This window comes from Bacteroides sp. HF-4919, from assembly GCF_018860125.1.
On record NZ_JAHKNF010000003.1, the window covers coordinates 319,897 to 346,803 of the forward strand.

Below are 26,907 nucleotides of genomic sequence, written 5' to 3' on the forward strand. Positions count from 1 at the left end.
GCTTACTTTGCGCTCTGTTTGAAAGAAGTATAGATTAAAACTATAAAAATAAGATAGAAATGTCGAAGATTTGTCAAATTACCGGAAAGAAAGCCATGATTGGCAACAATGTTTCACACTCAAAGAGAAGAACTAAGAGAACCTTTGATTTGAACTTGTTTAACAAAAAGTTCTACTATGTAGAACAGGACTGCTGGATCAGCCTGAGCCTCTGCGCTGCTGGTTTGCGTATTATTAATAAGAAAGGTTTGGACGCTGCTCTGAATGATGCAGTTGCCAAAGGGTATTGTGATTGGAAAACCATTAAAGTTATTGGCTAAAACGTAAGAGGAGAAACTGATTATGGCAAAGAAAGCAAAAGGTAATAGAGTTCAGGTGATTCTGGAATGCACAGAACACAAAGATAGCGGTATGCCGGGAACATCTCGTTATATCACAACTAAGAACAGAAAGAATACTACAGAAAGACTTGAGTTGAAAAAATACAACCCGATTCTGAAGAGAGTAACAGTACACAAAGAAATTAAATAAAAAAGAAAGAGTATAACCCATGGCAAAGAAAACAGTAGCAAGTTTGCACGAAGGATCTAAAGAAGGTCGTGCTTATACTAAGGTTATCAAAATGGTTAAATCTCCGAAGACTGGAGCTTACATTTTTGATGAACAAATGGTTCCTAACGAAAAAGTACAAGACTTTTTTAAGAAATAAGCCGGTTGCATTAGATTGCAACCTGAAAAATCCTCTCACTGATATTCATTGAGGGGATTTTTTTTGCCAATTTTATTCGCTTCAATTTTTACTTTACGCCAGTTTTATTATATCTTTGTAGCATAATGTATTATACAAATAATTGTAATCATGGGATTTTTTAGTTTTTTCTCAAAGGAAAAGAAGGAAACTTTAGATAAAGGATTATCTAAAACCAAAGAAAGTGTATTCAGCAAGATTGCCCGTGCGGTAGCCGGCAAGTCGAAGGTGGATGATGAAGTGCTGGATAATCTGGAAGAGGTGCTTATCACATCGGATGTGGGAGTAGAGACTACTCTTAATATCATTAAACGTATTGAAAAACGTGCGGCAGAAGATAAATATGTAAATACACAAGAGCTAAACTCAATTCTGCGTGAAGAAATTGCAGCATTGTTGACTGAGAATAATTCGGATGATGTTGCTGATTTCGATGTTCCGGTAGAGAAAAAGCCTTATGTCATTATGGTAGTGGGTGTGAATGGAGTTGGTAAAACAACTACCATTGGTAAACTTGCTTATCAATTCAAGAAAGCTGGTAAATCTGTTTACTTGGGTGCGGCCGATACATTTCGTGCAGCAGCTGTAGAACAGCTTGTAATTTGGGGAGATAGAGTAGGTGTACCGGTGGTAAAACAAAAAATGGGTGCTGATCCCGCTTCGGTTGCATTTGATACATTAAGCTCGGCCGTTGCTAATGATGCGGATGTTGTGATTATAGATACAGCAGGACGCCTACACAATAAGGTCGGTTTGATGAATGAACTGACGAAGATTAAGAATGTAATGAAGAAGGTGGTACCTGATGCTCCGAATGAGGTGTTGCTGGTGCTTGATGGTTCAACCGGGCAGAATGCCTTTGAGCAGGCTAAACAATTCACGTTGGCTACAGAGGTGACTGCCATGGCTATAACAAAACTGGACGGAACGGCAAAGGGAGGCGTTGTTATCGGAATTTCAGATCAGTTTAAGATTCCGGTGAAATATATTGGATTGGGTGAAGGTATGGAAGACCTGCAGGTTTTCCGCAAGAAAGAATTTGTAGACTCCTTATTTGGAGAGAATGCATGAAAAGAAAAACTATAGATATCATAACATTAGGGTGCTCTAAGAATTTGGTGGATTCGGAGCAGTTGATGCGTCAGTTGGAAGAAGCCGGATATGATGTTACCCATGATTCGGAAAAACCGACAGGAGAAATAGCAGTTATTAATACCTGCGGTTTCATCGGTGATGCGAAAGAAGAATCAATTAATATGATTCTGGAATTTGCCCAGGAAAAAGAAGAAGGAAGTCTGGAAAAACTTTTTGTTATGGGCTGTCTTTCGGAACGCTATTTAAAAGAATTGGCGATTGAAATTCCTCAGGTTGATAAGTTTTATGGTAAATTCAACTGGAAAGAGTTGTTGCAGGACTTGGGAAAAGCCTATCATGACGAACTTCATATTGAACGTACGCTAACTACCCCTAAACATTATGCTTATCTGAAAATATCAGAGGGGTGTGACCGTAAATGTTCTTATTGCGCTATACCAATCATAACAGGACGTCATGTGTCTCGTCCCATGGAAGAGATCTTGGACGAAGTGAGATACTTGGTTTCCAATGGTGTGAAAGAGTTTCAGGTGATTGCCCAGGAGTTGACTTACTATGGAGTCGATTTATACAAGAAACAAATGCTCCCGGAATTGATTGAGCGTGTTTCTGAGATTCCGGGTGTGGAATGGATACGTTTACACTATGCATACCCGGCACATTTTCCTGAAGACTTGTTTAGAGTGATGCGTGAACGGGATAATGTATGCAAATACATGGATATAGCATTGCAACATATTAGTGATAACATGTTGCAACGTATGCGGCGTCATGTGACCAAAGAAGACACCTTTCGGTTAATTGAACAGTTTCGTAAAGAAGTTCCCGGTATTCATTTACGTACAACGTTGATGGTGGGGCATCCGGGTGAAACAGAAGAGGATTTTGAGGAATTGAAAGAGTTTGTCCGTAAAGTCCGTTTCGATAGAATGGGGGCTTTTGCTTATTCAGAGGAAGAGGGCACGTATGCGGCAGCTAATTATGAAGATTCTATTCCTCAAGAAGTGAAACAGGCCCGCTTGGATGAACTGATGGATATTCAACAGGGGATTTCTGCTGAACTTAGTGCATCTAAGGTGGGGTGGCAAATGAAAGTTATCATTGATCGTATAGAGGGTGATTATTATGTTGGGCGCACTGAATTTGATTCTCCGGAAGTAGATCCTGAGGTATTAATAAAGTGCGAGGGAGGTAGTCTGAGGGTTGGTAACTTTTATCAAATAGAGGTGATTGATTCCGATGAATTCGATCTTTTTGCGAAAGTTATCTAAAGATATTTCCCTAAGAATTTGTTTTTTTCATTCGGATTGACTAATATAGCAACACACTTTTAAAATTGTAGTATTTTGAATAACAAAGAATTTACTTCAGAACTTTCGCGCAGGTTAGGATATAATACAAAAGATACTTCTGACTTGATAACTACTCTGCTGTCTGACATCATTCAGGAGCTGCAGGAAGGTAATGCTATAGGAATACAGGGATTTGGTGCTTTTGAAGTAAAAAAGAAGGCTGAGCGTATTGTCATCAATCCTGTCACCAGACTACGCTTGTTGGTTCCACCCAAACTGGTGTTGGCATTCAAGCCAAGTCCAATCTTAAAGGATAAGTTTAAAGAAGCATTTCCGTATGAATGAAAGGTTGACTATACAGAATCTTGTTGATTTACTGGTTAGCAGGCATGGGGTCCCTCAAAAAGATGCCGATGTTTTTGTTCGGGAGTTTTTTCTGTTGATAGAACAGGCTCTGGAGAATGATCAGTACGTGAAAATCAAGGGGCTGGGAACATTTAAACTGATAGGGGTTAATAGCCGTGAAAGTGTAAATATCAATACAGGCGAACGAATTAAGATAGAAGGACATACAAAGATTTCTTTTACTCCTGATCCTTCTTTGCGGGATATTATTAATAGGCCTTTTTCTCATTTTGAGACGGTTGTACTGAATGAGAATACTGTATTGGAAGATACGCCGATAGAGGAATTGGAGGGAGATCCGGTGGATGTGCCTGGAGTAGAAGGGGTACAGTTTATGGAGGATGTCTCAGGGAAAGAGCAGATTGAAACAGAGCCTATAGAGGCAGCAGAGCAGATAGAAACAGTAGAATCGGAGGGTATGCCGGAGCAAAGCACTGAGAATGCTGAGACTACTACTGGGGATATTGAGGAGGATACGAAAAAAACGGAAAATATAGAAATTGGAGGTCGAATGGTTGATGTGCCAGAAGAAGTTGAAAAGGAAACCTGCAAGGATACGGGCACAAAGACTATTATAGAAATAGAAGGATTATCTGTTGATGAAGTATCGGAAGACATTAAACCAGATAAGACTGACGAAGGATTCGAGGAAGAACAAGAGCAGGCGGAAAAAGAAATAGAAGAAGGCGAGGCTCCTAAACTGACTGCAGAAGAAATAATTGCTCGGGAGATTCAGAAAACAGAAGTTCCGATTGTTCCTACGAGAAAGGAGAGGCACCCCCAAAAAGAAATTAAATTCAAAAAAGAGAAGTCTCCTGTCCCTTATTTGGTAACTATCATAGCGGTTGTTATGCTGCTTTGTAGTGCGGCTCTGGTTTTTGTTTATTATCCGGATTTGTTTTCTAAAAAAGAAATGCAATCAACCGTAATTGAAGCGGTGGAGAAAAAAGAGCCTATAAAGGAAGTCCCGTTAGATACTGTTATGAAAACAGATACTATAGCCGAAGTGGTGGTAAAAATGCAGGATAAACAACAGGTAGTGAATCCTAAACCTGTGTCGGTGAAAACGGATAAAGTATCGGAGAGTAAATTGGTTTCTCAGGAAAAGGTTACTAAGAAGGTGGTGTCAATACCTGTTAAGCCGGATTCTGTAAATTACATAATTACCGGTACTAAGACTACCTATACGATGAAAGGGGGGGAGACTTTAACCAAGGTCTCTTTACGCTTCTATGGTACAAAAGATTTGTGGCCTTATATTGTTAAGCATAATCAGGGAGTGATTAAGAATCCGAATAGTGTGCCATATGGTACTGTACTTAAAATACCGGAACTTGTTAAAAAGTAACGGCTTTGTATGGCACCCGGGTGTATAAACTTGTATACATCCGGGTGCCGTGTTTATGTTATACAAATACAAAAGCGTATGAAAGTACCTTAATCTAAAGACTTCGCATTGTTTTTTAATAAAAATTAGTTGGAATGGTTAAAGATATAGTGTACTTTTGGAATCGAAATTAAAAAGCCTTACAACATAGGTTTCATTTATATTATAAGTAAGAAATTAAACAATAAAATAATTAGTATTTATGGCTGAATCAATTGACATCCGCGAATTGAACGAGCGGATTGAAAGACAGAGTGCTTTCGTTACCAATCTTACAACAGGCATGGACCAGATCATTGTGGGTCAGAAACATTTGGTAGAGTCACTGTTAATCGGGCTACTTTCTGACGGGCATGTATTGCTTGAGGGTGTACCAGGATTGGCAAAAACTTTGGCAATCAAGACATTGGCTTCGTTGATCGATGCAAAATACAGCCGCATACAGTTTACGCCTGATTTGTTGCCTGCCGATGTTGTAGGTACTATGGTTTACAGTCAGAAAGATGAAACCTTTCAAGTGAAAAAAGGTCCGATTTTTGCTAATTTTGTATTGGCCGATGAAATAAACCGTGCGCCTGCCAAAGTGCAGAGTGCCCTGCTTGAAGCAATGCAGGAACGTCAGGTGACCATTGGTAAAGAGACATTCTTGTTGCCTGAGCCATTCCTTGTGTTAGCTACACAGAACCCGATTGAGCAGGAAGGTACATATCCGCTTCCGGAAGCTCAGGTAGACCGTTTTATGCTTAAGGTGATTATTGATTATCCGAAGCAGGAAGAGGAGAAATTAATTATTCGCCAAAACATTAATGGAGAGAAATTCAATGTGAAACCTATTTTGAAGGCAGAAGAAATAATTGAAGCCCGTAAAGTAGTACGCCAGGTTTATCTGGATGAAAAGATTGAACGCTATATTGTAGACATCGTATTTGCTACACGTTATCCCGAAAAATATGATTTGAAAGAGCTGAAAGATATGATTGGATTCGGTGGTTCACCTCGTGCTTCCATTAATCTGGCTTTGGCTGCACGTACTTATGCATTTATTAAACGTCGTGGCTATGTGATTCCGGAAGATGTACGTGCTGTTGCACATGATGTCCTCCGGCATCGTATCGGATTGACATATGAAGCGGAAGCCAGCAATGTAACTTCTGATGAAATTGTAAGTAAAATATTGAATAAGATAGAAGTGCCTTAATTTTAATTGAGAATGAATAATCCTCAATTACCAACTTTCAATTCTCAATTAAATAGATGGAAACAAGTGAAATTCTAAAAAAAGTTCGTCGGATTGAAATAAAGACGCGTGGATTGTCGAACAATATTTTTGCAGGACAGTACCATTCGGCCTTCAAAGGTAGAGGTATGGCTTTTTCTGAGGTGCGTGAATATCAGTTTGGTGATGATATACGTGACATTGACTGGAATGTGACAGCGCGTTTTAACAAACCTTTTGTGAAGGTGTTTGAGGAAGAGCGTGAACTGACGGTGATGTTGATGGTGGATGTTTCCGGTAGTTTGGAATTTGGCACCGTAAAACAACTGAAGAAGGATATGGTAACAGAAATTGCAGCTACTCTCGCATTTTCTGCTATTCAGAATAACGATAAGATCGGAGTTATTTTTTTTTCAGACAGAATAGAAAAATTTATTCCTCCCAAGAAAGGGCGTAAACACATTCTGTACATTATTCGTGAATTGATTGATTTTAAGCCCGAAAGTCGTCGTACAAATGTTCGCCTTGCTCTGGAATATCTGACGAATGTCATGAAAAGACGTTGTACAGCTTTCATTTTATCCGATTTTATAGATCAGGAAAGTTTTAAGAATGCAATGACCATAGCCAATAGGAAACATGATGTTGTCGCTATTCAAGTATATGACAGGAGAGTAGCTGAGTTACCGGCAGTAGGTTTGATGCGGATTAAAGATGCGGAAACCGGACATGAACAGTGGATAGACACATCTTCGGCCGGAGTGCGTAAGGCGCATCATGAATGGTGGGTAAATAAACAAACTGAGTTAGACGAGACGTTTACCAAAAGTAATGTTGATTCTGTTTCGGTACGTACTGATCAGGATTACGTGAAAGCGTTACTGAATTTATTTGCTAAACGAAATTAACAGGAAAGATGAATAAAAATATATTTCTGATAGTATTGTTATTTCTGGTTTCTGGCAGAATTGCTGCACAGTCTGTGACTGTCGATGCTAAAATAGACTCTTTGCAAATTCTAATAGGAGAACAGGCAAAAGTGCAGTTACAAGTAGCGATGGATGTGAAGCAGAAAGCTGTTTTTCCGGTATTTACAGATACGCTGGTACGTGGGGTGGAAATTGTGGAAACTGCTAAACCTGATACACAATATTTAAATGATCGCCAGAGAATGTTAATTACCCAGGAGTATACGGTAACTTCTTTTGATTCAGCTTTATATTATATTCCTCCTATGGGTGTGAAGATTGATAATAAAGAGTATAAATCGAAAGCATTGGCATTGAAAGTGTACTCAATGCCTGTGGATACTTTGCATCCTGATCAGTTTTTTGGTCAGAAGACCGTTATGAAGGCTCCTTTTGCATGGGAAGATTGGTATGGCTTGATTGGTTGCTCTTTTTTGGCATTACCACTGTTAGGATTGCTCATTTATTTGATTGTTCGCATCCGTGATAATAAGCCTATTATTCGTAAAATAAAGGTTGAGCCTAAGTTGCCTCCACATCAACTGGCAATGAAAGAGATAGAGCGTATTAAGACAGAGAAGATATGGCAAAAGGGACAACCGAAGGAGTATTATACGGAATTGACAGATGCCCTTCGCACATATATTAAGAATCGATTTGGTTTTAATGCATTGGAAATGACTTCATCTGAAATTATAGATAAATTGCTTGAATTTAATGATAAAGAAGCTATATCAGATTTAAAATATTTATTCCAGACAGCCGATTTGGTTAAATTCGCTAAGCATGATCCGCAAATGAACGAAAATGATGCGAATTTAATTAATGCAATTGATTTTATTAATGAAACCAAACAACCGGAAGAAGAGAACCTGAAGCCACAGCCTACTGAAATCACCATTATAGAGAAAAGATCTTTGCGTACAAAGATATTACTGATATGTGGTATTGTATTTTTGTCGGCTGCTCTTATTGGAACCTTTGTATATATAGGGTTACAACTCTATAATCTGTTTGCGTAATAGGTTTTTACTTTTATCATATAAAATAAGAAATAGTAAATTGTAAATAGAATGGTTTTTGCCAATATTGAATATTTGTTTTTGCTGCTGTTGCTTATACCATATATTGTGTGGTATATAATGAAGCGGAAGAAGACGGAGCCGACTCTTCAGATTTCTGATGCACGTGTATATGCACATGCACCGAAAAGTTATAGGAACTATTTGCTGCATGTACCTTTTGGTTTGCGCATCATTGCTCTAATATTGATCATCTTGGTTTTGGCACGCCCTCAAACAACCAATAGCTGGCAAAACAGCGAAATCGAAGGTATTGATATTATGTTAGCTATCGATGTATCTACCAGTATGTTGGCAGAGGACTTGAAGCCTAATAGATTGGAGGCTGCTAAAGATGTAGCTGCGGAATTTATTAATGGCCGTCCGAATGATAATATAGGTATTACGCTTTTTGCCGGTGAAAGTTTTACTCAGTGTCCTTTAACGGTAGATCATGCTGTATTACTGAATCTATTTCAAGGTATTAAGTGCGATATTATTGAGGATGGGACAGCAGTGGGAATGGGAATTGCTAATGCAGTAACTAGGCTGAAAGATAGTAAAGCAAAATCAAAAGTGATTATTTTGCTGACAGATGGTACAAATAATAAAGGAGATATTTCTCCATTGACAGCTGCTGAAATAGCAAAAAGTTTTGGTATACGTGTTTATACTATTGGTGTGGGAACAAATGGTATGGCTCCTTATCCGGTACCGGTTGGGGGAACAGTACAGTATATTAATACGCCGGTTGAAATTGATGAAAAAACCCTTACTCAAATAGCAGGTATTACGGATGGAAACTATTTTCGTGCTACCAGCAATTCGAAACTGAAAGAGGTTTATGAAGAGATTGATAAATTGGAGAAAACGAAATTGAACGTGAAAGAGTATAGTAAGCGTCAGGAAGAATATCGTTGGTTTGCGCTGGCTGCTTTCTTATGTGTACTGCTTGAACTACTGTTACATAACTCAATATTGAAGAAGATACCATAAAATAGATAGAAAGATGTTTCGATTTGAAGAACCTGCATATTTATATTTGTTGTTGTTGCTACCATTGTTGGTAGCCTTCTATCTTTTTTCTAACTATAGAAGGAGGAAAGCTATTCGTAAATTCGGGGATCCGGTATTGATGGCACAACTGATGCCTGATGTATCTAAATATCGTCCCGATGTAAAGTTCTGGTTGGTATTTACCGCCATAGGTCTGTTTGCGGTATTGTTAGCCCGTCCACAATTCGGCTCTAAACTTGAAATTGTAAAGCGTAAAGGAGTAGAGGTTATGATTGCATTGGACATTTCTAACTCTATGCTTGCACAAGATGTTCAGCCAAGTCGTTTGGAAAAAGCTAAGAGGCTTATATCTAAATTAGTGGATGGTATGGAGAATGACAAAGTGGGTATGATTGTATTTGCGGGAGATGCTTTTACTCAGTTGCCAATAACGAGTGATTATATTTCCGCTAAGATGTTTCTGGAATCTATTAATCCTTCGTTAATATCTAAACAAGGTACAGCTATTGGTGCAGCGATCAGTCTGGCAGCTCGCAGCTTTACTCCACAAGAAGGAGTAGGACGTGCTATTGTAGTGATTACCGATGGTGAGAACCATGAAGGTGGGGCTGTTGAAGCTGCTAAAGAAGCTGCCAAAAAAGGTATTCAAGTGAACGTTTTGGGAGTTGGTTTGCCCGATGGTGCTCCTATTCCAATTGAAGGTAGTAACGATTTTCGCCGTGATCGTGAAGGCAATGTAATTGTGACCCGTTTGAATGAGGCTATGTGTCAGGAAATTGCAAAGGTCGGGAATGGGATTTATGTTCGTGTAGATAACTCAAATTCTGCGCAAAAGGCTATTAATCAAGAAATTAATAAGATGGCTAAATCAGATGTTGAGTCTAAGGTTTATACAGAATATAATGAACAATTCCAAGTAATTGCTTGGATGATATTGCTTTTATTATTGGTAGAGATGTTGATTTTAGATCGTAAAAATCCATTATTTAAAAACATTCGGTTGTTTTCTAATAAGTAATAATGTGTATGTCAAGAAGTAAATATATATTATTCGCTCTGTTGCTATCCCTCTCTCTGGGTACATTTGCACAAAAAGCTGAGCGTGATTATATCCGTAAAGGCAATCGTCTTTTTAAGGACAGTGTTTTTGTGGATGCTGAGGTTAATTACCGAAAAGCATTAGAGGTGAATCCCAAATCAATTGTTTCTATGTATAATTTGGGTAATACGTTGTCGCAACAGCAAAAGTTTAAAGATGCGATGGAGCAATATGTAGCTGCAACTCAAATAGAAAAAGATAAGGCCAAGTTGGGACAGATTTATCATAATATGGGAGTATTATTCCAGTCTGGTAAAGATTATCAGAAAGCGGTTGAAGCATATAAGATGTCTTTGAGAAATAATCCGAAAGATGATGAAACCCGTTATAACTTGGCATTGGCTCAAAAGTTGTTGAAAGATCAACAGCAAAATCAACAGAACCAAGACCAAAATCAGGATCAGAATAAAGATGATCAGCAAAAGCAACAAGATAATAAAGATCAGAATAAGCAAAATGATCAAAATAAGGATAAACAGCAACAGCAACCTCCTAAATCTGAGAAAAACGACAATGAAATGTCTAAGGAAAATGCAGAGCAGTTGCTTAATTCTGTAATGCAAGATGAAAAAGGTGTTCAAGATAAAGTGAAGAAGCAGCAGACTCTTCAGGGAAGACGTTTAGAGAAGGATTGGTAATAATAAAATAATTGATGATAAAAACTTCAGAGGAAATGAGAAAATTGATTTTCTTATTGATTACACTGGTAGCGGTGACTACACAGGCGTGGGCTGATGGGAAGGTAGTATTTACTGCATCTGCACCTGATGCTGTAGTAGTGGGTGACCAGTTTAGGTTATCGTATACAGTAAATACGATAAAAGTAAGGGATTTTCGTGTGCCTTCTATAAAAGGGTTTGATGTATTAATGGGACCTAATCGTTCGCAACGTATGCAATCGATTAATGGGGTTACCAATAATAGTATTACTTTTACTTATATTCTGATGGCTACGGCTGAAGGAGAATATTCTATTCCGGGTGCTACGATTACGGCAGATGGAAATCAGATGGTTTCTAATTCGGTAAAAATAAAGGTTCTTCCTCCCGATAAGACTGGAGGAAGTACTGGCAGTAGTAGCGCTTCGTCATCAAGTAGCCCAACTGGGACATCCTCTTCCGTTTCCAATCAAGATTTGCTTATTACTGCTACAGCCAATAAGACTAATGTATATGAACAGGAGGCTTTCCTTTTAACTTTTAAAATTTATACTCGTGAGTCCCAACTTCGATTTGAGAATGTGAAACTACCTGATTTTAAGGGATTCCATTCTCAAGAAATAGAAATGCCGGCTAATGCAAAATGGTCACAGGAACATTATAAGGGAAGGAATTATTTTACGACTGTATATCGTCAATTTGTATTGTTTCCTCAACAATCCGGAAAGCTGACGATTGAACCTGCACGTTTTGATGCTACTATCGCGAAAGTTGTACAATCTGATGATCCATTTGATGCTTTTTTTAATGGCGGTAGCAATTATGTAAATGTGAGTAAGGTAATCGTGACACCCAAGATTACAATTAATGTAACTCCGTTGCCTGCTGGTAAACCCACTAACTTTTCAGGAGGAGTAGGGGAATTTAGCATCACTTCTTCTATTAATTCTAAAGAAGTAAAGACGAATGATGCTATAACGGTAAAGCTGGTAATTTCAGGAACTGGTAATTTAAAATTAATAGCTAACCCGGAAATAAAATTCCCGGAGGATTTTGATGTATATGAACCGAAGATGGACAGTAAAGTTCGTTTGACTCAAGAAGGACTTTCAGGGAGTAAGGTTATTGAATATCTTGCCATTCCGAGACATGCTGGAGTTTATAAGATTCCGGGAGTTTCTTTCAGTTATTTTGATATAAAGTCAAAGTCTTATAAAACACTGAGTACTGAAGATTATGAAGTCAAAGTGGAAAAAGGGGCAGGAAATGCAGATCAGGTTATTGCAAACTTTACTAATAAAGAGGATCTGAAAATATTAGGTGAAGACATTCGCTATATAAAATTGAATGATGTTAAACTTCAGCCGAAAGACAGTCTTTTATTCGGTTCTTTACTTTATTGGCTATTCTACACTATTCCTGCTGTTGTATTTATTATATTCTTCATAGTTTACCGTAAGCAAGCTGCAGAAAATGCAAATGTAGCTAAGATGCGTACAAAGAAAGCTAATAAAGTAGCTGCAAGACGAATGAAGTTGGCTGGAAAATTACTTGCAGAGAATAAGAAAGAAGCATTTTATGATGAAGTACTTAAAGCTTTATGGGGGTATATTAGTGATAAACTCAATATTCCGGTTTCTCGTTTGTCAAAAGATAATGTGGAAGATAAACTTAGAAATCATGGAGTCAGTGACGAGTTGATAAAAGATTTCTTGGCTGCTCTGAATGAGTGTGAGTTTGCACGTTTTGCGCCGGGAGATGAAAGCCAAGCTATGGATAAGGTTTATTCATCATCGTTGGAAGTGGTTAGTAAGATGGAGAATTCAATAAAACGCTAAATTAGAGAAGATAAAGTCATGAAAAAAATATTGTTTTTTACTTTGGGCTTGTTAGTGGCAGTGACTTCTTTCGGGCAGGATTCATTAGTAACAGATTCTACTCAGAGGATGGAAGGAGATTCTGTCAATATTCGTAATACAGAGTTTTCCAGTTCTAAATTAGAGGATGCTACGAAATCTGAAGGCGACAGTGCTTATATAAGAAATGATTTTGCATCTGCAATTCAAATTTATGAATCACTATTACGTAAAGGAGATGCAGCTGATGTATATTATAATCTTGGAAATAGCTATTATAAAGTCAATGAGATAGCAAAGGCTATCTTAAATTATGAAAGAGCATTATTACTTCAACCTGGTAACGGAGATATTCGTGCTAATTTAGAGATAGCTCGTGGTAAGACTGTTGACAAGGTGGAAGCTGTGCCCGAGGTGTTCTTTGTGACGTGGACCAAAGCATTGATTAATAGTATGAGCGTAGATGCATGGGCTGTATGGGGTGTTGTGAGCTTCCTGTTGCTAATCGTATCTCTCTATTTCTTTATATTCTCAAAACAAGTGGTGTTGAAGAAAGTGGGATTTATTACAGGCATAGTCTTTCTAATAGTTGTTGTAATGGCCAATGTTTTTGCTTCTAAGCAAAAAGAAGAATTATTGCATCGGGATAGTGCAATCATAATGAATCCAAGTGTTACGGTTAGGAGTACACCCAGTGAGAGTGGTACTAGTTTGTTTATTCTTCATGAAGGGCATAAAGTTGATATTAAAGATAGCTCTATGAAAGACTGGAAAGAAATTCGTCTTGAAGATGGAAAGGTAGGATGGGTACCGGTTAGTTCGATTGAAATTATTTGAGAATAGAATCTATAAATATTTTATCAAAGTCCCTCTTTAATAGTATTGGATTTATTGAAGAGGGACTTTATTGTATTATAAGAAGTTACTATTGATTTAGATTGTTTTAGCGAAAAAAGAAGCACTTTTTTTTTGTTTTATCTTTTTTTTTCCTTAAGTTTATAGCGTGATAATATAGTCACGTAGTATTAACCATTAAATTTATGAGACATGAGAACAATAACATTTAATGAACTTCGTAAAATTAAAGATTCATTGCCTAGCGGTAGCATGCATAGAATAGCCGACGAACTAAATTTAAACGTCGACACGGTGAGAAATTTTTTTGGTGGTCATAACTTTAAGGAGGGGAAAAGTGTCGGAATACATCTTGAGCCTGGTCCGGATGGTGGATTGGTTATGATTGATGATACCACTGTGCTTGATCGGGCATTAAGGATATTGGATGAATTGAATATGAGAAAAGAAGAAGCTACCGAAGCTATGCAGGCTTAAATAAAAGATAAAGTCAGAATCCCAATTGGCAAAAACAATTGGGATTTCTTATTTGTTAAATTCAATAAAACAAACGAATTATGGAAGACAAATTAGTAACTTTAGCTATTCTGACTTATACAAAAGCTCAGATATTGAAGAATGTTCTTGAAAATGAGGGTATAGAGACGTATATTCACAATGTTAACCAAATACAACCGGTTGTGTCATCTGGTGTGCGTTTGCGTATTAAAGAAAGCGACTTACCTCGTGCTTTAAAAATCACAGAAAGTTCAGCTTGGCTTGCTGAAAGTATAGTGGGAGAGAAGGCGCCTAAAGTAGAACACCGTACTAAAAAGGTACTTATTCCAGTCGATTTCTCTAATTATTCGATGAAGGCTTGTGAATTTGGCTTTAATTTCTCGAAATCTTATGATGCGGAGGTAATACTATTACATGTTTACTTTACACCAATTTATGCTTCATCACTGCCATATGGTGATGTATTTAATTATCAGATTAGCGATGAAGAGACCGTAAAGAATGTGTTGCATAAAGTTCATGATGATTTGAATGCTTTATCAGAGAAAATAAAACAAAAGGTAGCGTCAGGCGAATTCCCTGATGTGAAATATACCTGTGTGTTACGAGAAGGCATTCCTGAGGAAGAAATATTACGGTATAATAAAGAACATCGTCCTAGAATCATTATAATGGGTACACGTGGTAAAAATCAAAAAGATATTGATCTTATTGGTAGTGTAACCGCTGAAGTGATAGAACGTAGTCATACTACAGTATTGGCTATCCCTGAGAATACTCCATTTAATAGTTTTAATGAAGTGAAACGGATAGCTTTTATGACAAACTTTGATCAGCGTGATTTGATTGCTTTTGATTCATTTATCAATGGACTTGATCCATTTCATTTTTCTGTTTCTCTTATTCACTTATCAGATGTAAAAGATACATGGAATGAGATAAAACTGGCAGGCATTAAAGACTATTTCCAGAAGCAATACCCGGATCTTGAAATTCATTATGATGTGGTAATGAGTAATGATTTTCTGAATAGTTTAGAAAACTACATTAAAACAAATCAGATTGATATTATTACATTAACTTCTTATAAGCGGAATATATTTTCTCGTTTGTTTAATCCAGGCATAGCTCGTAAGATGATCTTTCATTCTGATACACCGCTCTTAGTTATTAATGGATGATCAAGTTCTCAAAATGCGCGCTTTAAAATAATGGAATAATCTGCATTATGTTTAATAGAAAAAGGCAACTTACTATACTTAAGTAAGTTGCCTTTTTGATAATGATAAATACACTATTTCTTATATTTTTCTGGAAAAATAAAGAGGTATCACTTTAGCTTGTGATACCTCTTTTTAAAGACAAGTTTTGTAATTTATATCTCTGATTAATCCATCAGTGAGATTAATTCATCAGTTTCTCTATAGCTTCAAATTCCGGTCCCATATTTAAGTTATAATAAACTCTATAAAGACCTTGCAGCCACAAATCTTTCTGATCAGGTTTTAGTTCTCTTGCTTTTTCGTAATACGGTTTAGCTTCCTCGTAGAACTTTTTGATGTTGGCTTGTGCTGTAGCATAATTCGGATCATTAATATCTGTTGGTGCTTTATCAGCATAGTCTTGTGCCTGTAGCAGATAGACTAATCCCAAGTTTGAGCATGCTTCTGCATATGTAGGGTCTACATCAAGAGTCTTCTTATAGAATTCAATTGCTTTCTCATAATCTTTCATATTATGATACAAATACGCTTTTACATACAAATATAATTTGTTGTTAGGATCTTTAGCCAACATGTCATTAGCAAATTGCATTGCTTTGTCATTCTGGTTAGAGCTACTATAATAATCAACCAGATTAGCAAAGAAATATTGATTTTCTGGGAATTTAACAATACCTTCCTGCAACTTCTCTACCCATTTGGCAGTATCGCCTTTAGCTTTATAAGCGTCTGTTAACAACTGCATTGCGAATTGGCCATTTTCTTTATCTTTCAAGGCATATTGAGCATATTTCATGACAGCATCCTTATCGCCTACTCTATCGGCAGCCAAAGTAGCATAATATGCTACTTGCGGTAAGATAGTGTCTTTTTCCAGTAGATTTTCTTTTTCTAACATAGGCAGTGTAGCTGCATCTACGTAAGCAGCAAAGAATTTTAATGCTTCTTCATTTTGGTTTAGGTTAAAATACTGAATACCACCATTAATTAAATTGGGGCGTTCTGCCAGAATCGTTTTTGAGTTGGCACTTCTATATTTGTTTTTAATCTTACCCTTTTCATTGGGAATCTGTGCCAATTCGTCACATTTAACAAAATAATTATACATGTTCAGTACACTGTTGTATACCTTCAATGTATCATAGGGTTTTCTCAGATAAGCATTTTCCATCTCCTTTTCATTGATTCTTTTTTGGATATAACCAGCTACATCCCAAGTAGCTGCATTATCCTTTGTTTCAGGATTGGTTAGTGCTTCATTGATCAACTGTTCAGCTTTTGCGAAGTCAGGTTTTACTTCACCGGCAATACTTTTCGCTTCTTTCACATTCTTTTCTTGAGCGAAAGCAAAACTTACAGCCATCAGTAAGACCATTGAAAATAATACTCTTTTCATGATTGTTGTTTGATTAATTATTAATATTATGTCTATTCTTCTGTTTCATTTACCAACGTGTCAGTTTCTGGATTACTTGGAATATTTCCCTCTCCCTCTTCTGCAGGAATTTCATCTTCCAAACTCTCTGACGTTACTTTACATACCGAGCCAATCTGGTCATTCCGTTTCTCAAGATTTATCAGACGAACTCCTTGAGTTGCACGTCCCATAATGCGAACATCAGCTACTTTCAGACGAATCGTGATACCTGACTTATTGATAATCATCAAGTCATTGTCATCTGTTACAGACTTAATTGTAACCAATTTACCTGTTTTTTCGGTGATATTCATTGTTTTTACACCTTTACCACCACGATTCGTTTTGCGATAGTCTTCAATATCGGAACGTTTACCATATCCTTGTTCCGAAACAACCATTACAGATTCTGTTTCAAGATCCTTGATGCAAATCATACCTATCACTTCGTCCTGCCCGTCATCATCCAATGTGATTCCTCGAACTCCAGTCGCTGTACGTCCCATAACGCGTACTGCTGCTTCATGGAAGCGTATTGCACGTCCATTACGATTAGCAATAATGATCTCATTGTTTCCGTTTGTCATACGTACTTCAATTACACGGTCGTCTTCACGAATAGTTATGGCATTTACACCATTCTGACGTGGACGCGAATATTGTTCTAATGATGTTTTCTTTATAACACCATTCTTGGTACAGAACAGTACGTAATGACTATTAATATATTCCTGATCATTCAAGCTCTTTACACGCAGATATGCATTAACAGCATCGTCTGAATCTATGTTCAGTAAATTCTGTATTGCACGTCCTTTTGAGTTTTTGGTACCTTCGGGAATTTCGTATACTTTCAACCAATAGCACTTACCTTTTTGAGTGAAGAACATCATAGTGTTGTGCATTGTTGCCGGATAAATATGCTCAATAAAGTCTTCGTCACGGGTTTCAGTGCCTTTGGAGCCTACTCCGCCACGGTTCTGGGCACGGAACTCAGTTAATGGTGTACGTTTGATATATCCCATATGCGAAATGGTGATGATCATTTGGTCGTCTGCATAGAAGTCTTCCGGATTAAATTCTTCTGAAGAATATACGATTTCGGAACGTCGTTCGTCACCGTATTTAGCTCTTACTTCCAATAGTTCATCTTTAATCACCTTACGGCATACTTCATCATCAGCCAAGATACTTTCCAAATAAGCTATTTGCTTCATAACCTCGTCGTATTCAGCATGAAGCTGATCCTGCATCAAGCCGGTTAATTGACGCAGACGCATTTCAACAATAGCACGTGCTTGAATTTCGCTCAGTTTGAAACGTTCCATCAGCCCGGAGATTGCGTCGTTAGGTGTTTTTGCTGCACGAATAATACGGATTACTTCATCAATATTATCCGAAGCAATAATTAACCCCTCTAATATGTGTGCACGTTCTTTAGCTTTACGTAGATCAAACTGGGTACGGCGAATGACCACATCGTGTCTATGCTCTACAAAATATACGATTAAGTCACGTAAATTCAGCATCTTAGGACGTCCGTTGACTAATGCTACGTTGTTTACACCAAACGAAGTCTGCAATGCTGTCATTTTATAAAGTTTGTTCAGCACTACACTTGCGTTAGCATCACGCTTGATATCGATAACAATACGCATACCTTCACGGTCGGACTCGTCATTAGCATTGGAGATGCCTTCTATCCTCTTTTCATTAACAAGGTCAGCGATTGCTTTGATCAATTCTGCCTTATTAACGTTGTACGGAATCTCTGTAACAACGATCTTGTCATGTGTTTGTCCAGACTCTATTTCGGCTTTTGCACGCATGACAACACGCCCACGTCCTGTAAGGTAGGCTTCACGTACACCACTTATACCATATATATATCCTCCTGTCGGAAAATCGGGTGCCTTTACGTATTCCATCAATTCCTCTACAGTAACATCTTTATTGTCAAGATAAGCTTCACAGGCATCGATGACTTCAGACAGATTATGAGGTGGCATGTTCGTGGCCATACCTACAGCGATACCCGAAGCCCCGTTGACCAGTAAGTTAGGAATGCGTGTTGGCATCACTTTGGGTTCCATCAGTGTGTTGTCAAAATTAGGCTCAAAGTCTACAGTTTCTTTGTAGAGGTCCTGCATCATTTCTTCACCTAATTTATTCAAGCGTGCTTCAGTATAACGCATGGCAGCAGGACTGTCACCGTCTACAGAACCGAAGTTTCCTTGTCCGTCTACCAACGGATAACGCATTGCCCATTCTTGAGCCATGCGTACCATAGCAAAATATACGGAAGAATCTCCATGCGGGTGATATTTACCAAGTACTTCACCTACGATTCTAGCTGATTTTTTATAAGGTTTATCTGACGTATTTCCCAGTTCCATCATTCCGTAAAGAATTCTACGGTGAACGGGCTTAAATCCATCTCTAACATCAGGAAGGGCACGTGAAACGATGACCGACATGGAGTAGTCAATGTACGATGACTTCATTTCCTCCTCAATGTTAATCTTTATAATTCTGTCTTGTTCAAGCATTTAAAAAGATTATTAATTATACATTTGTGGCTTATGAAAAACCACGCTAAAGTACTACTTTTCCTTGATATACGAAAGTTTTAACGAAGAAAGTTTTTAGGCTTTTTAAAAGGGCCCGAAGTTAGTTCTTATAATATGATGATGCTTGTATACCGGCTGTATCAACTTCTTTTCTTTAGTAGTTTTTGTGTGTTTTATTGCTCTATTATATTATAATGTATAGAAATGAAAGAAATAATGGCACGACATTTGTTATATAACAAATAAAGCAAATGATGCATAAGCAAACGATATGAAATGCGTATATTTGCAAGTAAATAATCTCTTAGAAGAAGGAAGAAAAGTATGAATAATCAATTCTCACAAAAAGTTTCCGATATTATCGTATATAGCAAGGAAGAGGCCAACCGCCTGAGAAGTAGCTATATAGGCCCTGAGCACTTATTGCTCGGCATGCTTCGCGATGGTGAGGGAAAAGCAATCGAGATATTGTCTAAGCTCAAAACAAACCTGACCGACATAAAGAAGCAGATTGAGGCCATACTGAAAGAACATGCAGATGACATGCTGCTGCCTGATGCTGACGTTCCATTGTCAAATGGGGCTGCAAAGATATTAAAATTATGTATTTTAGAAGCACGTGTGATGAAAAGTCAAGTTGCAGATACAGAACATGTTTTGCTGGCTATTCTTAAAGATAAGGATAATTTGGCAGCTACAGTTCTTGAAGCCAACCATGTAGACTATCAGCAGGTGTTTGAACAATTGTCATTACAACCTGATATCAGTGCAGGTATGGGATTCACAGAGGATGATGACGATGAAGATGAGATGAATCAGTCTCGGTCCGCTCATGGAGCGGGTGAACATCAGCAACAAGCACAGACAGCTTCCAGAAAGCCGACAAATGATACTCCTGTGCTTGACAACTTCGGTACGGATATGACTAAAGCGGCCGAAGAAGGTCGATTAGATCCTGTTGTAGGACGTGAACGTGAAATAGAACGTTTAGCACAGATACTTAGTCGTCGTAAAAAGAATAATCCTATCCTGATTGGTGAGCCAGGTGTTGGTAAATCGGCTATTGTGGAAGGATTGGCGCTTCGTATTATTCAGAAAAAAGTGTCCCGCATTCTGTTTGATAAACGTGTGGTAGCGCTTGACATGACTGCTGTTGTGGCCGGAACTAAATACCGTGGGCAGTTTGAAGAGCGAATACGTTCTATTTTGAATGAATTGCAGAAGAATCCGAATGTGATTTTGTTTATAGATGAAATCCATACTATTGTCGGAGCCGGATCAGCTGCCGGATCGATGGATGCTGCCAATATGTTGAAACCAGCTTTGGCACGTGGTGAGATACAATGCATCGGAGCTACTACTCTTGATGAGTACCGGAAAAATATAGAAAAGGATGGTGCTTTAGAGCGCCGTTTTCAAAAAGTGATGGTAGAACCTACTACGGCTGAGGAAACTTTGCAGATTCTTCGTAATATTAAAGATAAATACGAAGATCACCACAATGTAAATTATACAGATGCTGCACTGGAAGCTTGTGTCAAGTTGACAGATCGTTATATAACTGATCGTAACTTCCCTGATAAGGCTATTGATGCATTGGATGAAGCCGGTTCACGTGTACATCTTACAAATGTCAGTGTTCCGAAAGAGATTGAAGATCAGGAGAAACTGATTGAGGAAGCTAAGAACAAAAAAAATGATGCAGTGAAATCGCAGAACTTTGAGTTGGCTGCCAGTTTCCGGGATAAAGAGAAAGAACTTACCACTCAATTGGATGTGATGAAAAAAGAGTGGGAAGAGCGTTTGAAAGATAATCGCGAAACGGTTGATGCAGAAGAAATTGCTAATGTTGTATCTATGATGTCGGGCATACCTGTACAGAGGATGGCGCAGGCTGAAGGTATAAAATTGGCCGGTATGAAAGAAGACTTACAGTCGAAAGTGATTGCTCAAGATGCTGCTATCGAGAAGTTGGTAAGAGCTATTTTGCGTAGCCGCGTCGGACTGAAAGACCCCAATAAACCAATTGGTACTTTCATGTTTCTGGGACCGACAGGTGTCGGTAAAACCCACTTAGCTAAAGAATTGGCTAAATATATGTTTGGCTCTTCGGATGCGTTGATTCGCATTGATATGAGTGAATATATGGAGAAATTCACAGTTTCGCGTTTAGTTGGTGCTCCTCCGGGATATGTAGGATACGAGGAAGGCGGTCAGCTGACTGAGAAAGTACGTCGTAAGCCCTATTCCATTGTTTTGCTTGATGAGATAGAAAAGGCACATCCTGATGTGTTTAATCTCCTGCTTCAGGTAATGGATGAAGGACGTTTGACTGACAGTTATGGCAGAATGGTTGATTTTAAGAATACGGTAATCATCATGACATCAAACGTTGGTACTCGTCAACTAAAGGAGTTTGGCCGTGGAGTCGGATTTGTTACACAAAGTCGCTTAGACGATAAAGAATTCTCGCGAAGTGTAATTCAGAAGGCTTTGAATAAATCATTCGCACCTGAGTTTTTAAATCGAGTGGATGAAATTATCACCTTCGATCAATTATCATTGGAAGCTATTACGAAGATTATCGATATCGAGTTAAAAGGCTTATATGATAGAATAGATTCGATTGGTTATAAGCTGGTTATCGAGGATAAGGCTAAGCAATTCATTGCTTCTAAGGGCTACGATGTACAATATGGAGCCCGTCCGTTGAAGCGCGCAATTCAGGCTTATCTGGAAGATGGTTTATCTGAACTGATCATTTCGGCTGCTTTGAAAGAAGGAGATACAATAACTGTTTCTTTGAACGAAGAAAAAGGAGAGTTGGAAATGAATCATGAAGCCAAAACGACTGAATAGCTAAGTTATTTCCTTTGAGTATACGTCAAAATGTCAGACCTTCGGGTCTGGCATTTTTTTTGTCTGTATCTCTACAAAAAATAATTCGATTTAATAACCAGATAATTAAAAAATACACGTTATTATGCAAAAAGGTAATATTGGAGTTACAACAGAGAACATTTTCCCTATCATTAAAAAGTTTTTGTACAGTGATCATGAGATTTTCCTTCGGGAATTAGTCTCCAATGCTGTTGATGCTACACAGAAGTTGAATACACTGGCTTCTATCAGTGAGTTCAAAGGTGAATTGGGTGATTTGACCGTACATGTTTCATTGGGCAAGGATACTATTACCATTTCCGATCGAGGCATCGGTTTGACAGCTGAGGAGATTGATAAATATATCAACCAAATTGCTTTCTCGGGGGCAAATGACTTTCTGGAAAAGTATAAAAATGATGCTAATGCCATTATCGGGCATTTCGGTTTAGGTTTCTATTCCGCCTTTATGGTTTCTAAAAAGGTAGAAATCATTACCAAATCTTATAAAGAAGGTGCACAAGCGGTAAAATGGACTTGTGATGGTAGCCCGGAATTTACTCTTGAAGAGATAGAAAAGGCCGATCGTGGAACAGATATTGTATTGTATATCGATGATGATTGCAAAGAGTTCCTTGAAGAAGCTCGTATCTCTGCACTCTTGAAAAAATATTGTAGCTTCTTACCTGTACCTATTGCCTTTGGTAAGAAAAAAGAGTGGAAAGATGGCAAGCAGGTTGAAACCACTGAAGATAATGTAGTCAACGATACTACTCCTTTGTGGACTAAAAAACCGAGTGAACTTTCTGATGAAGATTATAAGAAGTTCTATCGTGAGTTGTATCCAATGTCTGATGAACCATTGTTTTGGATTCATTTGAATGTGGATTATCCGTTCCATCTGACAGGTATCCTCTATTTCCCGAAAGTAAAAAGCAATATTGACTTAAATAAGAATAAGATTCAGTTATATAGCAACCAGGTTTATGTGACCGATTCGGTAGAAGGTATTGTTCCGGATTTCCTTACTTTACTTCATGGAGTACTTGATTCACCGGATATTCCGTTGAATGTGTCCCGTTCATATTTACAAAGTGATTCAAATGTAAAGAAGATCTCGACTTATATTTCAAAAAAAGTTTCAGATCGTTTGCAGTCTATCTTTAAGAATGATCGTACACAGTTTGAAGAAAAGTGGAATGATTTAAAGATCTTTATTAATTATGGAATGCTTACCCAAGAGGATTTCTATGATAAAGCACAGAAATTTGCCCTATTCACAGATACGGATGGAAAGCATTACACTTTCGAAGAATATCAGGCTCTTATTAAAGATAATCAGACAGATAAAGATAAGAATCTGGTTTATTTATATGCCAATAATAAAGATGAACAGTTTGCTTATATTGAAGCTGCCAAAAATAAAGGATATAATGTATTGTTGATGGATGGGCAGTTGGATGTGGCAATGGTGAGCATGCTCGAACAAAAACTGGAGAAATCTCGCTTTACTCGTGTAGACAGTGATGTTATTGACAATCTGATTGTGAAAGAAGATAAGAAAAGCGAAGTGCTTGAAGCCACTAAGCAAGAAGCTCTGACTGCAGCTTTCAAGAGCCAGTTGCCAAAGATGGAAAAGGTTGAGTTTAATGTGATGACTCAGGCATTAGGCGAAAATGGTGCTCCTGTAATGATTACGCAAAGTGAATATATGCGTCGCATGAAGGAGATGGCAAATATTCAGGCTGGAATGAGTTTTTATGGCGAAATGCCGGATATGTTTAATCTGGTATTGAATTCTGATCACAAACTGGTAAAAGAAGTGCTGTCTGACGAGGAGAAAGAATGTAGCGCAGCTATTGCACCGGTACAAGCTGAATTGGATGAAGTGACAAAACGCCGTGATGCACTCAAGAAAAAACAAGAAGGTAAAAAAGACGAAGATATTCCTGTTGCTGAAAAAGATGAACTTAACGATTTGGATAAGAAATGGGATAATTTGAAACAACAAAAAGAATCGATATTTGCAGGATACGCAGGTAAGAATAAGGTTGTTCGTCAGCTGATTGACCTGGCATTATTACAGAACAACATGCTGAAAGGTGAAGCCTTGAATAATTTTGTAAAAAGAAGTATTGAGTTGATTTAGTCTATCACATTTAATTCATATAACATAAATTAAAAGAGCATTGCGCACGATAAAAGTGTCCGTAATGCTCTTTTTTTATTAATAAATGTGCGGTCATAGTCGATAGATTAGAAACTATTGTATATATTTGAACGTTAAATCAACCATTTATACGATGTTTTGTTGAGCCTTATGAAGAAAGTTTTTTTATTGTTATTTCTCTTTTTACAGTTCTTACCAATGCTTGTCCACGCTCAGAAAGTTGGGTTAGTATTGAGTGGTGGCGGTGCAAAGGGGCTGACACACATAGGAATAATTCGTGCCCTGGAAGAGAATAATATCCCAATTGATTATATTACAGGTACTTCTATGGGAGCTATTATAGGGTCTCTTTATGCCATGGGATATTCACCTGATGATATGGAGACATTGCTGAAGTCAGATGACTTTAAACGTTGGTATTCTGGTGAAGTGGAAGAAAAATATATGTATTATTTCAAAAAGAATCTTCCGACTCCTGAACTTTTCAATATACGCTTTTCGTTCAAAGATTCACTTAATTTAAAGCCACAGTTTTTGCCAACCAGTGTGGTTAATCCAATTCAGATGAACCTTGTCTTTATCGATCTTTACGCACGGGCGACTGCTACTTGTGAAGGCGATTTTGATAAGTTGTTTGTGCCTTTTCGATGTATAGCTTCCGATGTGTATAATAAAAAACAACTTGTCTTAAAGCGTGGTGATCTTGGAGATGCGGTACGAGCCTCTATGAGTTTTCCTTTTATGTTTAAGCCCATTGAAATAGATAGTTTATTGGCATATGACGGTGGAATTTATAATAACTTTCCTACAGATGTCATGCGAGAGGATTTTCATCCGGATATAATTATAGGTAGTGTTGTTTCTACCAACCCGGGAAAACCGAAAGAAAATGATTTGATGAGTCAGATTGAGAATATGGTAATGCAAAAGACTGATTATTCTCTTCCGGATTCGGCTGGAATATTGATGACATTTAAGTACAACGATGTTAATCTGATGGATTTTCAACGAATGGATGAACTGGTGAAAATAGGATATGATCGGGCCATGGGCTTAATGGATTCTATCAAAAGTCGTGTTCATCGTAGAGTAAATATGGATAATATACGACTGAGGCGGTTGGTTTATAAAAGTAATTATCCGGAACTCCGTTTCAAAAATATATATATCGATGGTGCTAATTCTCATCAACAGGTTTACATAAAGAAAGAATTCCATACTTCAGATGATAAAGAGTTTACCTATGAGGATTTGAAACGGGGATATTTTCGTCTATTATCTGATAATATGATCTCAGAGATTATTCCTCATGCAGTTTTTAACCCTGAAGATGATACTTACGATTTGCATTTGAAGATAAAGATGGAAAATGAATTTTCTGTTCGTTTGGGCGGAAATGTGTCCACTACCAGTTCTAACCAAATTTATCTGGGACTTACATATCAGAATCTTAACTATTATTCGAAGGAGTTTACATTCGATGGACAATTGGGAAAAATATATAATAATGCTCAGTTTATGGCAAAAGTAGACTTTGCCACTACTATTCCTACTTCTTATCGCTTTATTGCTTCGATCAGTACTTTCGATTATTTTAAGAAGGATAAGCTTTTCTCTAAAAATGATAAACCGGCTTTTAATCAAAAAGATGAGCGTTTTCTGAAACTCAAAGTTGCTCTTCCTTTTCTTTCAAGTAAACGAGTGGAGCTTGGGTTTGGAATTGCGCAAATAGAAGACCGGTATTTCCAAAATAATGTAATCGACTTCGATAAAGACAAATATGATAAAAGTGAATATCGTTTGTTTGGCGGTTCAGTAAGTTTTAATGGTAGTACATTGAATTTTAGACAATTTCCTACTCAAGGAGCACGAGAGGCACTCGTTGCACAGATATTTACAGGGAAGGAATGCTTTCGCCCTGGGGTGAATTCTGAGAGCAGGAAATCTACGGAAGAGAAACATTCATGGTTGCAGTTATCCTATATGAAGGAGAAATACCATAAAATGGGAGCAAATTGGACATTAGGATGGTATCTGGATGCATTATATGCGTCTAAAAACTTCTCAGAGAATTATACAGCTACAATGATGCAGGCCAGTGAATTTGCACCTACTGCACATAGTAAATTAACATATAATGAAGCTTTTCGTGCCAATCAATATCTGGCAGCCGGGATACGGCCTATTTATCGTTTAAATCAGATGTTTCACGTTCGTGGAGAGTTTTATGGCTTTTTGCCGATTTTTCCTATAGAAAGAAATCCAATTAATAAGGCTTACTATGGAAAAGCTTTCTCTCGTTTCGAATATTTGGGAGAAGTTTCAGTGGTATGTCAGTTGCCGTTTGGTGCAATCTCGGCATATGTAAATCATTATAGCTCACCGAAAAGGGAGTGGAATGTCGGTTTGACGCTCGGTTGGCAATTGTTTAACTATCGTTTCATCGAATAATTTATTTGCAAAAAAGTTTGCTGAAAGCTTGCAAATTCAA

22 protein-coding genes are annotated in these 26,907 nt (G+C 37.7%); 20 read left to right on the forward strand and 2 right to left on the reverse strand.

The window, feature by feature from the left end:
- Positions 1–59 precede the first annotated feature (59 nt).
- The 17 genes from rpmB to KO473_RS07540 all read left to right on the forward strand — a co-directional run bounded on the left by rpmB (position 60) and on the right by KO473_RS07540 (position 15,337).
- Positions 60–320, forward strand: a complete 261-nt coding sequence (gene rpmB, locus KO473_RS07460) for a 50S ribosomal protein L28 (protein ID WP_002560154.1) — start codon at positions 60–62, stop codon at positions 318–320.
- 22 nt (positions 321–342) lie between these two features.
- Positions 343–531, forward strand: coding sequence for a 50S ribosomal protein L33 (gene rpmG / locus KO473_RS07465; RefSeq protein ID WP_002560155.1), 189 nt, complete (start codon positions 343–345; stop codon positions 529–531).
- A 19-nt stretch (positions 532–550) separates the two neighbouring features.
- Positions 551–709, forward strand: a complete 159-nt coding sequence (locus tag KO473_RS07470; protein WP_005777897.1) for a DUF4295 domain-containing protein — start codon at positions 551–553, stop codon at positions 707–709.
- Between the two features lie 150 nt (positions 710–859).
- Positions 860–1,819: a signal recognition particle-docking protein FtsY gene (gene ftsY, locus KO473_RS07475; protein WP_005806289.1), complete on the forward strand. Its 960-nt coding sequence runs from the start codon at positions 860–862 to the stop codon at positions 1,817–1,819.
- Complete coding sequence (gene rimO / locus KO473_RS07480; protein WP_122130572.1) at positions 1,816–3,114, forward strand: 30S ribosomal protein S12 methylthiotransferase RimO; 1,299 nt, start codon at positions 1,816–1,818, stop codon at positions 3,112–3,114. Before ftsY ends, rimO begins: the two co-directional genes overlap by 4 nt.
- 75 nt (positions 3,115–3,189) lie before the next feature.
- Positions 3,190–3,480, forward strand: a complete 291-nt coding sequence (locus tag KO473_RS07485) for an HU family DNA-binding protein (protein ID WP_005777892.1) — start codon at positions 3,190–3,192, stop codon at positions 3,478–3,480.
- Positions 3,473–4,888, forward strand: a complete 1,416-nt coding sequence (locus KO473_RS07490; RefSeq protein WP_122130573.1) for an HU family DNA-binding protein — start codon at positions 3,473–3,475, stop codon at positions 4,886–4,888. Before KO473_RS07485 ends, KO473_RS07490 begins: the two co-directional genes overlap by 8 nt.
- A 241-nt stretch (positions 4,889–5,129) precedes the next feature.
- A complete protein-coding gene (locus tag KO473_RS07495; RefSeq protein WP_005777888.1) occupies positions 5,130–6,125 on the forward strand; it encodes a MoxR family ATPase in 996 nt (331 codons plus the stop codon).
- A gap of 56 nt (positions 6,126–6,181) precedes the next feature.
- The gene (locus KO473_RS07500; RefSeq protein ID WP_005777886.1) at positions 6,182–7,051 is read left to right on the forward strand and encodes a DUF58 domain-containing protein; all 870 of its coding nucleotides are present in this window, start codon (positions 6,182–6,184) and stop codon (positions 7,049–7,051) included.
- 8 nt (positions 7,052–7,059) lie between these two features.
- Positions 7,060–8,133 (forward strand): hypothetical protein, encoded by a 1,074-nt coding sequence (locus KO473_RS07505; RefSeq protein WP_005777884.1) that lies wholly within the window; start codon positions 7,060–7,062, stop codon positions 8,131–8,133.
- A 51-nt stretch (positions 8,134–8,184) separates the two neighbouring features.
- Positions 8,185–9,168, forward strand: a complete 984-nt coding sequence (locus tag KO473_RS07510; RefSeq protein WP_005777882.1) for a VWA domain-containing protein — start codon at positions 8,185–8,187, stop codon at positions 9,166–9,168.
- Between the two features lie 13 nt (positions 9,169–9,181).
- Positions 9,182–10,207 (forward strand): VWA domain-containing protein, encoded by a 1,026-nt coding sequence (locus tag KO473_RS07515; RefSeq protein WP_122130574.1) that lies wholly within the window; start codon positions 9,182–9,184, stop codon positions 10,205–10,207.
- A gap of 8 nt (positions 10,208–10,215) precedes the next feature.
- Positions 10,216–10,926 carry a tetratricopeptide repeat protein gene (locus KO473_RS07520; RefSeq protein ID WP_005806280.1) on the forward strand — a complete coding sequence of 237 codons (711 nt, stop codon included), beginning with the start codon at positions 10,216–10,218 and terminating at the stop codon, positions 10,924–10,926.
- Positions 10,927–10,961: 35 nt separating this feature from the next.
- On the forward strand, positions 10,962–12,785 hold the full coding sequence (locus KO473_RS07525; protein ID WP_216035098.1) for a BatD family protein: 1,824 nt from the start codon (positions 10,962–10,964) through the stop codon (positions 12,783–12,785).
- 18 nt (positions 12,786–12,803) lie between these two features.
- Positions 12,804–13,640 carry a tetratricopeptide repeat protein gene (locus KO473_RS07530; protein ID WP_005777875.1) on the forward strand — a complete coding sequence of 279 codons (837 nt, stop codon included), beginning with the start codon at positions 12,804–12,806 and terminating at the stop codon, positions 13,638–13,640.
- A gap of 210 nt (positions 13,641–13,850) precedes the next feature.
- Positions 13,851–14,135 (forward strand): hypothetical protein, encoded by a 285-nt coding sequence (locus tag KO473_RS07535; RefSeq protein ID WP_005777873.1) that lies wholly within the window; start codon positions 13,851–13,853, stop codon positions 14,133–14,135.
- Between the two features lie 80 nt (positions 14,136–14,215).
- On the forward strand, positions 14,216–15,337 hold the full coding sequence (locus KO473_RS07540; protein ID WP_005777871.1) for a universal stress protein: 1,122 nt from the start codon (positions 14,216–14,218) through the stop codon (positions 15,335–15,337).
- A gap of 223 nt (positions 15,338–15,560) precedes the next feature.
- Here the strand turns inward: KO473_RS07540 and KO473_RS07545 are convergent, their stop codons facing one another.
- A complete protein-coding gene (locus KO473_RS07545) occupies positions 15,561–16,775 on the reverse strand; it encodes a tetratricopeptide repeat protein (protein ID WP_005777869.1) in 1,215 nt (404 codons plus the stop codon).
- Between the two features lie 32 nt (positions 16,776–16,807).
- Positions 16,808–19,345 carry a DNA gyrase subunit A gene (gene gyrA, locus KO473_RS07550; protein ID WP_005777867.1) on the reverse strand — a complete coding sequence of 846 codons (2,538 nt, stop codon included), beginning with the start codon at positions 19,343–19,345 and terminating at the stop codon, positions 16,808–16,810.
- Positions 19,346–19,690: 345 nt separating this feature from the next.
- Between gyrA and KO473_RS07555 the strand changes: the two genes are divergently transcribed.
- The 3 genes from KO473_RS07555 to KO473_RS07565 all read left to right on the forward strand — a co-directional run bounded on the left by KO473_RS07555 (position 19,691) and on the right by KO473_RS07565 (position 26,867).
- Positions 19,691–22,225, forward strand: a complete 2,535-nt coding sequence (locus tag KO473_RS07555; protein WP_005820344.1) for an ATP-dependent Clp protease ATP-binding subunit — start codon at positions 19,691–19,693, stop codon at positions 22,223–22,225.
- A 124-nt stretch (positions 22,226–22,349) separates the two neighbouring features.
- A complete protein-coding gene (htpG, locus tag KO473_RS07560; RefSeq protein WP_005806267.1) occupies positions 22,350–24,395 on the forward strand; it encodes a molecular chaperone HtpG in 2,046 nt (681 codons plus the stop codon).
- 219 nt (positions 24,396–24,614) lie between these two features.
- Positions 24,615–26,867, forward strand: a complete 2,253-nt coding sequence (locus KO473_RS07565; RefSeq protein WP_139479130.1) for a patatin-like phospholipase family protein — start codon at positions 24,615–24,617, stop codon at positions 26,865–26,867.
- The last annotated feature ends 40 nt before the right edge of the window (positions 26,868–26,907 follow it).